The sequence below is a fragment of the Actinomadura sp. NPDC048032 genome, from assembly GCF_040653175.1.
Classification (GTDB): domain Bacteria; phylum Actinomycetota; class Actinomycetes; order Streptosporangiales; family Streptosporangiaceae; genus Spirillospora; species Spirillospora verrucosospora.
This window is the reverse complement of the sequence record NZ_JBEZJP010000725.1, coordinates 1-2,153: the sequence shown is the minus strand read 5'-3', so window position 1 is coordinate 2,153 and position 2,153 is coordinate 1. Positions and strand designations below refer to the sequence as shown.

General features: G+C 71.4%; 1 protein-coding gene and 2 pseudogenes. 1 reads left to right on the top strand and 2 read right to left on the bottom strand.

The window, feature by feature from the left end:
* Both AB0C69_RS41565 and pafA read right to left on the bottom strand, forming a co-directional pair.
* Positions 1–623 (bottom strand): FKBP-type peptidyl-prolyl cis-trans isomerase (locus tag AB0C69_RS41565; protein WP_360362275.1); only part of this gene is annotated, 623 nt, incomplete at its 3' end.
* 132 nt (positions 624–755) lie between these two features.
* Positions 756–2,060: pseudogene (pafA, locus tag AB0C69_RS41560) on the bottom strand (Pup--protein ligase); the annotation flags it as partial.
* Between pafA and AB0C69_RS41555 the strand changes: the two are divergent.
* A pseudogene (locus tag AB0C69_RS41555) lies at positions 2,046–2,153 on the top strand (aminotransferase); the annotation flags it as partial. The pseudogenes pafA and AB0C69_RS41555 sit on opposite strands and share 15 nt — an antisense overlap.

The window sequence follows — 2,153 nt, the reverse complement described above, 5'->3', positions numbered from 1 at the left end:
GTCCGGACCTGGAGGCCCTTCGGCGGGGCCGAGCGCGGCATCGTCACCGCCGGCGTCTGCCCCGCCGCCGCGTCCGCCACCTTCGGCAGCCCCGGCTCGTCCAGCGGCGCCTGCCGCGCGCCGTGCGGGCCCGCCGTCCGCGGGTACACCGCCCGGACGTCCAGGACGTACACCAGCGTGTCGTCGCCGCCCACCTGGTGCTTCGGGTCGCCCTCGTCGCCGAAGCCGTCCTTCGGCGGGATGCGGGTCACCACCCGGGACCCCGGCCGCACCCCGTCGAACGCCTTCGTCAGGCCGGGCACCAGCCGGCCGGTGGGGAACGCGCCCGGCTCGCCCTTGGAGTAGCTGCTGGCCAGCAGCTTGCGCCCGCCCTTGTTCCACCGGTAGCCGACGTAGTCGGCCACGACGAGGTCGCCCTTGCGCGCCGCCGTTCCCGTGCCCTTCTTGACGGTCTTCACCGCGAAGGAGTCACCGGGCGCCCCCTTCGGGAACTTCACCTGCGGCAGCTTCCCGAAGTCCCCGCTCACCTCGACGTCCACGCCGCCGCCCGAGCAGGCGGCGGACAGCGCGAGCGGCAGGGCGAGCACGACGGCCGCGGGGAGCAACCGAACACGACGGCGCATACGGGGTCCTTCGGGGGGTGGTGAGCGCTACTGCGCGCTCACCCTACCGCCCTGGTGACCTGCCGGTAACCTGCCGTGCGCGTGTCGTCCCGCGCGGTCCCGGACGCGCGTCCGGGACCGCCGCGCCCGTGCCTACATGCCGGCGATGAGCTTGTCCACGCGCTCGTCCACGGAGCGGAACGGGTCCTTGCACAGCACCGTCCGCTGCGCCTGGTCGTTCAGCTTCAGATGGACCCAGTCCACCGTGAAGTCGCGCCGCTTCTCCTGCGCCTTGCGGATGAACTCGCCCCGCAGCCGCGCCCGCGTCGTCTGCGGAGGCACCGACTTCGCCTCGAAGATGTCGAGGTCGCGCGACACCCGGTCGACCGAGCCCCGCTTCTCCAGCAGGTAGTACAGCCCGCGGTCGCGGTGGACGTCGTGGTAGGTGAGGTCGAGCTGGGCCACGCGCGGCGACGACAGCGGCAGGTCGTACTTGCGCCGGTACCGCTCGATCAGCTTGTACTTGATCACCCAGTCGATCTCGCGCGAGACCAGGTCCAGGTCGCCGGTCTCGACCGCGCGCAGGGTCCGCTCCCACAGCTCGAGCACGCGCTTGGCCGTCGCGTCGCCGCCCCGCGCGTCCACGAAGTCGCGCGCCTTGCCGTAGTACTCCTTCTGGATCTCCAGCGAGCTGGCCTCGCGGCCGTTGGCCAGCCGCACCTTCCGGCGGCCCGTCATGTCGTGGCTGACCTCGCGGATCGCCCGGATCGGGTTCTCCAGGGTGAGGTCGCGCATCACCACGCCGGCCTCGATCATCCGCAGCACCAGGTCGGTGGCCCCGACCTTGAGCAGCATCGTCGTCTCGCTCATGTTGGAGTCGCCGACGATCACGTGCAGGCGCCGGAACCGCTCGGCGTCGGCGTGCGGCTCGTCGCGGGTGTTGATGATGGGACGGGACCGCGTCGTCGCCGACGACACGCCCTCCCAGATGTGCTCCGCCCGCTGCGACACGCAGTACACCGCGCCGCGGGGGGTCTGCAGGACCTTTCCGGCGCCGCAGATGATCTGCCGCGTCACCAGGTACGGGATCAGCACGTCCGCGAGCCGGCCGAACTCGCCGTGCCGCCCCACCAGGTAGTTCTCGTGGCAGCCGTAGGAGTTGCCGGCCGAGTCGGTGTTGTTCTTGAACAGGTAGATGTCGCCGGCGATGCCCTCCTCGCGGAGGCGCCGCTCGGCGTCGACCAGGAGACCCTCCAGGATCCGCTCGCCCGCCTTGTCATGCGTCACCAGGTCGACGACGCTGTCGCACTCCGGCGTCGCGTACTCCGGATGGCTCCCCACGTCCAGGTAGAGCCGGGCCCCGTTGCGAAGGAACACGTTGCTGCTGCGGCCCCACGACACGACCCTGCGGAACAGATAGCGCGCCACCTCGTCCGGTGACAACCGCCGCTGCCCGCGGTCGTCGAGGCGATCGGTGAGGCGGCGCGCAACATCAACCGCTACCCGGACAACAACGCGACCGCGCTGACCGAGGCGATCGCGTCGTTCTGC